General features: G+C 40.5%; 6 protein-coding genes and 1 pseudogene. 2 read left to right on the top strand and 5 right to left on the bottom strand.

The genetic code is table 11. The features are described 5' to 3' along the window. Nucleotides 1–185, top strand: a pseudogene (locus tag AC5JMK_RS11195) (hypothetical protein); the annotation flags it as partial. Nucleotides 186–303: 118 nt separating this feature from the next. On the opposite strand, the gene AC5JMK_RS11190 reads toward AC5JMK_RS11195, so the two are convergent. The 3 genes from AC5JMK_RS11190 to AC5JMK_RS11180 all read right to left on the bottom strand — a co-directional run bounded on the left by AC5JMK_RS11190 (nt 304) and on the right by AC5JMK_RS11180 (nt 4,451). Continuing rightward, on the bottom strand, nt 304–894 hold the full coding sequence (locus AC5JMK_RS11190) for a Crp/Fnr family transcriptional regulator (RefSeq protein WP_495910091.1): 591 nt from the start codon (nt 892–894) through the stop codon (nt 304–306). Between the two features lie 205 nt (nt 895–1,099). Further along, nucleotides 1,100–3,583, bottom strand: a complete 2,484-nt coding sequence (locus AC5JMK_RS11185; RefSeq protein WP_495910090.1) for a BsuBI/PstI family type II restriction endonuclease — start codon at nt 3,581–3,583, stop codon at nt 1,100–1,102. A gap of 139 nt (nt 3,584–3,722) precedes the next feature. Next, nucleotides 3,723–4,451: a Bax inhibitor-1/YccA family protein gene (locus AC5JMK_RS11180; RefSeq protein ID WP_096676296.1), complete on the bottom strand. Its 729-nt coding sequence runs from the start codon at nt 4,449–4,451 to the stop codon at nt 3,723–3,725. 382 nt (nt 4,452–4,833) lie between these two features. Here AC5JMK_RS11180 and AC5JMK_RS11175 point away from each other — a divergent pair, with 382 nt between their 5' ends. Then, on the top strand, nt 4,834–5,616 hold the full coding sequence (locus AC5JMK_RS11175; RefSeq protein ID WP_096676297.1) for an RNA polymerase sigma factor SigF: 783 nt from the start codon (nt 4,834–4,836) through the stop codon (nt 5,614–5,616). Between the two features lie 8 nt (nt 5,617–5,624). Here the strand turns inward: AC5JMK_RS11175 and dusA are convergent, their stop codons facing one another. Continuing rightward, complete coding sequence (gene dusA, locus AC5JMK_RS11170) at nt 5,625–6,671, bottom strand: tRNA dihydrouridine(20/20a) synthase DusA (RefSeq protein ID WP_096676298.1); 1,047 nt, start codon at nt 6,669–6,671, stop codon at nt 5,625–5,627. A 77-nt stretch (nt 6,672–6,748) separates the two neighbouring features. Next, on the bottom strand, nt 6,749–7,127 hold a 379-nt coding region (locus AC5JMK_RS11165), incomplete at its 5' end, for a DUF3226 domain-containing protein (RefSeq protein WP_495910089.1).

The raw sequence follows: 7,127 nt of genomic DNA, 5'->3' as shown, positions 1-7,127 counted from the left end.
AACTTCTATTGACGTTCTTTTACCACAAAATATACTATTTTGGAGATGTTTATTACATAAATGCATTAGTAGTTTTACCAGAAAAAACGATGACTCAAGTAATTGATGAATTGATTGACTCGTTAAAAATTTCAGAAGTTGACAAAAACTCAACTACCCCACTAAGAGTCAAACCTACGGTTTGAAATGGTCAAGGGGTATCTCGTTTTTGTCCCACCATTCATCCTAACACTGACATGAGTACAGCTTCAGTGTGGGGCTTCTGGGGCTTCTGTCGGATTAAGCTAAATACGAATCATGCTCCTATATCTCATAGTGCCATATCTGTTCTTCTTTCAGCACAATTCGATGTAAAGGTAGACGGTGAATTAATCCTCTTTCTTCTAAATTAGTGAGAACTCTTGTAATCGTCACGCGAGTTGAATTTAACATTTCTGCAATGTCCTGATGAGTTAGACGTAAATCAATTAATTGTCCAGTTTCTACTGCACGACCAAACTTTTTAGCTAACCAACTCAACAGTTTGATTAGCATAATTTCTACTGTTTTATAGCTGCGAATCATCATTAATGCTTCTGCTTGTTCTATCTGTGCTAGTAATATATCTGTGAGTTGATATGATTCATTTATAGGAAAAATACTAACTTCTACTTTGGTTAAGCATTCTATTTCATATGGTTCTATTTTTGATAAACTTCTGCCAACGATATCTCCTAGTCCCCAAATTCCTAAAGTGACAAGTGTACCGTCTTCATGCCAGGTTAAATTTCGTACTACTCCTTTTTCAATCTTCCAGAGTATATTCGGTGGAAGTGGGATAAAAGAGCGCTGCTTAAAATACCGAGTGATAGTTTTATTAGAATGATTTATGAAAGGAGAAGAGGGAGATACCACGGCTTAACTCCTGTTCAGCGATAGATTAACCGTATTTTTAAAATATCTCAATTTTGGAGCAATTGATATAGATCAACTTGAAATTTTAGATTTTCAAAGATGATTAGTGGCAAATAACTGATACTATGCATCACAATCAAGATTTCTCAACCATCCACTCAATCGTGTTGTTAGGTGTACTGTTACCTATTTAGAACCAGAATTTTCAAGAACGATTCTCTGGGTCTTCATAGGGGCCAAGGAATCTCTCCCCATTGAAATGAATCATATGATCAGGTTGATCTGCGACCCAAACTTCAGTTTCCCAAGAAATCTCAGCAAGATACCGAGTCATTTCCCTACGGCTTGGAAAAGCAGTAACAAAAACTAGTCCTTTACCACCAGACTGAAACAGATGCCTTAATTCATTGTGACGTTTCAAGTTGACCGGACCATGACTAGTCACAGCTTCTATCAATACAAGCCAATCTTTCCGTTGATAGTGAACTACAATGTCTGGCATTTTACCGTGAGGATCTAACTCAATCCCCATTTCTCGGAATTTCTGAGTTTCATTAATAATGAACTTATCCCCGGCATCGCCCACATAGAGAACTCTACCTCCAGGTGTAAATCTCGCACAGAAGCTTTCCAAAATGTCTTTTATTAGTATATTTTGTCCACCTGATGATAGTTGAATAGCTTGACCGTCAGGCAAGGTTGCGGGAATCATCGGTATATTGCGATTCCTCGCCTGCAATAAATTTGTGACTGAAACAGCATAATTTCGACAAGCCTCTTCCCACTGCTCAGAGCCATAGGATTTCAGAAGTGATAATGCTTGTTGATGAAGTTGATAACACCATTTGGGGCTATTAATTGGTCGGTCTGGTCGATCTGGATTCTCAACAACTATTCCCATCTGCACAAACTGATGCATCGTCTGTCGTCGAACTGTTTCGCGTGTATTCGGTGCATATTGTTTCCCATAGTAATCGCGAAACCAATCCATCATTTCTGTAATTCCACGTCTTGGTGCTGTTGCTTTATTCCAAGGCATTTCAGGTCGAATGTCTGCCAATGCGAGTAAGCAAAGTGCTGATCGTTCGTTCTGTTGCTCTCTTGGAGCAGAAATATCTTTGAGAATTGCAAGAGCCTCCTCAATTCGTTTAGCAGCCCGAACTGCATTTGTGACTTCGCTCATAATCGACAAAGTTTTATGTACAACCCGATCAAGTTGCTCCTGATCAAACCGAGAATCACCAATTTGGCTTCCTAGTCTGATTAAATCATCTTTGCAAGGGTACTTAATTCTACGCAAATCTGTTGCATTGACTTGTGTGTGTCCACTAAACTGCCGGAAGTAATGATCAAATAAAGTTGAATTGAGAAATGATGCTAAACCTCGTGCCAGGTCAGGGTTCATTCCCTTACCTTTAGCATGGTAGTAGTTAAGATGATTTTCTATACCTAGCGCTGATGCGTCTAAAGGAGAACAGACAGCAGCAACAACACGACGCTTTTCCTCCTTAGCAGAAAAACGCTTGATCAAAACGTACCAACCTGATTGAACTAACCATTTGCTTGTTTGTTGGTTTTGCTCAATTGCGATCGCCTTACGAGGATTGCTAGGTGGAAATAAAATTTTCCCTGGCTTCACAGTTTCTGGGTACAGTAGTGGAACATTCTGCTCATCCAAGCAAGTTCTTAAAAACGATTTGAGACGAAAATCGACAACCGGACCCGTCGAAACTTCTAAACCCATTTCATCCAAAGTAGATGAGAATTTATCCATTTGCACTCTCAAAGAATCTTCAAGAGAGTTTGTCACAATATGAATAAAACTCTCGGAATCATTGGCTTCAACTACTTTACTGTAAGGAATATATCTTAATTCTGAAAATTCATCTAATTTAGTTTCAAAATTCCTAGTTATTTCTACATAATCAGGCTTAATTTTAGTTTTACTAGCATGAAAAATAATATTTTCTTGCAATACGTTATCCTCTGCAAAAGCTGCTGAACGGCTCTCAAAAACATGAATTTTTTTTAGCGCCATGCTTTCTAGGAAATTTTTCCGGAAAGGACGAAAATAGGTACCATTACAGAAACTTCTGGGCGTGATTGCAACTATCTCTCCATCTTCGGCAAGCTGTAACATAGTAAGCCAAACAAATGCACTATATAGATTTCCTGTTTCAATTCCAAGCTTTGAAAGGATCTTCTTTTCTATTGATTGGCTGTGAATTTTTTTATAAGGTGGATTCAGAATTGCATGAGTAAATTTGATTGATGGCGTAGTAAAAAGTGGTAAATTTATTTTTTTAAAAGCTTCTATAAAACTTTGTTCATGCAAACAATAATTTGCTTGAATTCCTCTACTCTTTAAAGCTGTACAACACTCTATAAGACATTGCCTCAAAGAGGATATGAAGGCTGATTCAACTTCATATGCTGTTATCAAGCAACTTTTAACCTCGTTAGGATTTGCCAATAACTGCTCTACAAAAGCAGCAACTAATGACCCAACTCCAGCACCAGGATCTAGAAGATTGATGTGACCCGATAGACTACTAAATTGTCTAGCCATAAAACGGGCAACTGGGGCGGGAGTAAAAAACTGACCCAACTCGCTACGTTGCTTCAGATTTAACCTTGAAGAGAAATGAATCCTAGTGATGTCGGCAGAATCTGTAAGAAACATCGTCATGCAACTATTATACATAATCGGAAAGCAATGGGAAAGCGAGCAAGGACTATCCTCAGCATGTAAACTACAAAAAACCGTGGTTATCCCTCTGATAACCACGGTATAAATTACAAAAAATTGGTTTTTCTACTACATATCCTTAGTCACGGCCATTTAGGGCTATCAACAGCCTCAAAATGAAGATGAAAAGGTTGATGTAAGTTAAGTACATTGACAAAGCCGCAGGTAGGTATTGGTCATTGCGGTAGGTGCGTGGCAGGATGTAAAAATCGACTACAGATGCTCCAGCAAACAGAAATACTCCCAAAGCAGAAATGCCAATTTCTAACCACCCTGGAGTATAAACACCGAACAAAGCAAAGACAAATTGCAAGCCTACAACCACGACCAAGGCAATAATACCCAGATTGATGGTTTTTGTCAGAGCCATACCGTCAGTCTCAGAAAGATTTGAACCGATCTGACGAGCGGCGATGAAGGTGATCCCACAACCAAGGGCTGCTATACCAATTCCCTGAATACCCACACCCTCTGTTCTTAGCGCCACAAATACCAAGCCACTGAGAGTATATCCAGACAACAGGCTATAGGCTGCCAACAGAGGCAGTGCAACGCTATTTTTGCCCTTTTCAGCAACATTTTGGGCAACAAAGAACAAAATTAATTCCACAATCACTGCGCCAATGAAGGTGGGAAAGAACAGTCCGGGGTTAGCACGGATAACTCCCAAACCGCCATAGGTTCCCAATGCTGTTAAGATCAGACCGCCTCCTAGATAAGGCAAAGCATTGGCTATGACATTTGGCCCCACTAGAGCGTGGGTTTTAGCCTCACGGATGGCATTACGGAAGTTGCTAGTATTGCTCATATTTCACAATTGAGTTTTTGAATGACGATATTACTGACTAATTCCATTCTTACCTAGATTTTTAGCTCATAATTGAGAAATGAATCCATAGAAATCCTGTTTTGAAAGCGCTGGGCCATATTTATCAAGGTCTTTGATGACCTTGCACTGCACAAGGATACATCCAAACTAAAACTTTTTGTTACACAACCATCTCTGCATCCAACAGACATGGGTACAAAAAAATGCGTGAAAATACTGTACCGTTTGGTGAGACTAAATATAAGTTCAGTGAAACAACGAATGGTGTATAAAAGCGTTACTAAGGAAAATAATTACAGCTTAAGTGAAGTTTACGCAACTCCGTTTTTTAGGGAATAGGAGTTACCAAAAAGGAATTTCTATGGCAACAAGTCAGTCCTCTATGCGGTCTGATGGTATGGAGTTATTGCAGTTATATCATCAGAATCCTTCTATTGAACTTCGTAATCGGCTTGTTAAATTACATACTGGATTAGTACGGAAAATGGCTCATAAATTTAGCCATCAATGTAGTGAGCCTTATGAAGACTTAGAGCAAATCGGTTACTTCGGTTTAATCAGAGCAATTGAGCGTTTTGATCCCAGTCAAGGATACGCTTTTAGTTCCTTTGCTGTTCCTTACATTCGGGGCGAAATGCTGCACTTTTTGCGCGATCGCAGTAGTCTATTAAAAATCCCCCGTCGTTGGCAAGAACTCTACAATGAAGGGCAAAAAGTGCGTAAGGAATTGGTAGAGATTTTAGGGCGTCCCCCCAAAGATTCAGAAATTGCCAAGCAACTCAAGGTATCTGTACAAGAATGGCAAGAAACCAAGTTAGCTGCTCAAAACCGTATGCCTTTGAGTTTAGATGCTACAGTAGTTAACCATATTGATTGTCAAATCACTTTGGGTGAGGCGCTTCCTTGTCCCCGTTCTAGCGCCCAACAGTTACAACAAGAAGAACGACAACAACTACAAGGGGCAATTAGCATGTTAGAAGAAAAGCCCCGTATGGCAGTCGAATTAGTATTCTTGAAGGAATTTTCTCGCAAAGACGCTGCTAAGAAAATTGGCACTAGTCCAATGACAGTCACACGGTATCTGCAAAAAGGAGTTCAGGATTTGATGTCAATGTTGCAAACACAAGCTTTATCAACAGGCTGAAAATGTATTCACCAGCAAGCAGTAAAGTTTAAGCTGGGTACTATCGGCGAGTCGGGAACTTGTGCCAACGCCTCTTGTACCACAGCAAAACCTACTCCTAGAGTGGAAGAATTTTCCGTCAAATGACGCTTCCAAACTCGACTACCCGGTTGTCCAGCAAACAGTTGCAACATGTGACGGGTAATTTTGTTGAGCTTAAGACCTTTTTTTACCCAGTAATCAATATAAGAAAACATCGCTTCAGCAACTTCATGGCGAGATGGAGGTTGCATCGCCTCACCGTAGATTCCACTATCTGCTGTGGCGAATAAGTAGGGATGATCGTAAGCTGCACGTCCAATCATCACCGCATCTACTGATTGTAAGTGCTGTCTTACCTGATCCATGTTAATAATTCCACCATTGATTTCGATAAATAAGTGGGGAAATTCTTGTTTAAGACGATATACTTCACTGTAACGCAGGGGTGGAATATCACGGTTTTCTTTTGGGCTTAACCCCTGTAACCAAGCTTTACGCGCGTGGACAGTAAAACGTTGGCAGCCTGCTTGTGAGACAATGCGAACAAAATTTAACATATCTTCGTAGCGATCGCGATCGTCAATGCCAATTCGGTGCTTTACACTCACTGGGATACGAGTAGCATTAATCATCTGTGCTACACAGTCTGCCACTTTCTTAGGGTGTGCCATTAAACAAGCCCCAAAATTCCCATCTTGGACACGACTACTCGGACAACCGACATTAAGATTGATTTCATCGTAGCCCATATCCTCGGCAATCCGGCTACATTCAGCTAATTCCTTGGGATTATCGCCCCCGACTTGTAAGACTAAGGGTTTTTCTTCTGGGGAAAAGCCGAGTAGATATTCTTTGTCACCATGCAAAATCGCGGCAGTTGTCACCATCTCGGTATAAAGCAAAGTACGGCGGGTAATCTGCCGCATAAAATACCGAAAATGGCGATCTGTACGATCCATCATTGGTGCAATACTGACGGGGGAAGCACCATGAATCATGGATTGAGGCAAAGTAGCTGAATTCAAATAAGTCATGATCACGAGTGTAGCTTAGAGATCAGCTTTTTTATATGTTCTAGCCAGTCATTTGTTAGGCGTTGCTTGGATAGGGTTTATGTGAATAAACGTATCAACCAGTTGGTGAATCTGACTGCAATATCTGTGTGAGAACGAAGAGCTTGGCTTGTTATTGCTTTTCCTAGAGGATAGCCTGGTTCATCATGCCAAGCAAGATATGTATGAATCACTGCTTTACTAAGATGTACTTGTTTGAAAGTTGTGATTTTCCTTCCGTGCGCCTGTTCCACACATTCTCGTGCGAATGCGAGCGATGCAGGTTCTGCAAGTTCTGCACAAAAGTCTTCTAACATCCCAGCATCTTGATTATTTGGCATAAGCCAAAATCCCAGCTTCGGTTTATCTGCAACACTCTCAACTAGTAGTTTTTCACTCTCCCCCCACAAACGAGAGTTTGCAGCGTAGGTAAAAGCA

The organism is Pelatocladus sp. (assembly GCF_059505505.1).
This window is presented reverse-complemented; position numbering and strand designations above follow the sequence as displayed.

What these genes read in the sequence shown, in the direction of transcription:
- AC5JMK_RS11185 (WP_495910090.1), bottom strand. Translation starts at nt 3,583, where the DNA reads ATGACGATGTTTCTTACAGATTCTGCCGACATCACTAGGATTCATTTC.
- AC5JMK_RS11180 (WP_096676296.1), bottom strand. Translation starts at nt 4,451, where the DNA reads ATGAGCAATACTAGCAACTTCCGTAATGCCATCCGTGAGGCTAAAACC.
- AC5JMK_RS11175 (WP_096676297.1), top strand. Translation starts at nt 4,834, where the DNA reads ATGGCAACAAGTCAGTCCTCTATGCGGTCTGATGGTATGGAGTTATTG.
- dusA (WP_096676298.1), bottom strand. Translation starts at nt 6,671, where the DNA reads ATGACTTATTTGAATTCAGCTACTTTGCCTCAATCCATGATTCATGGT.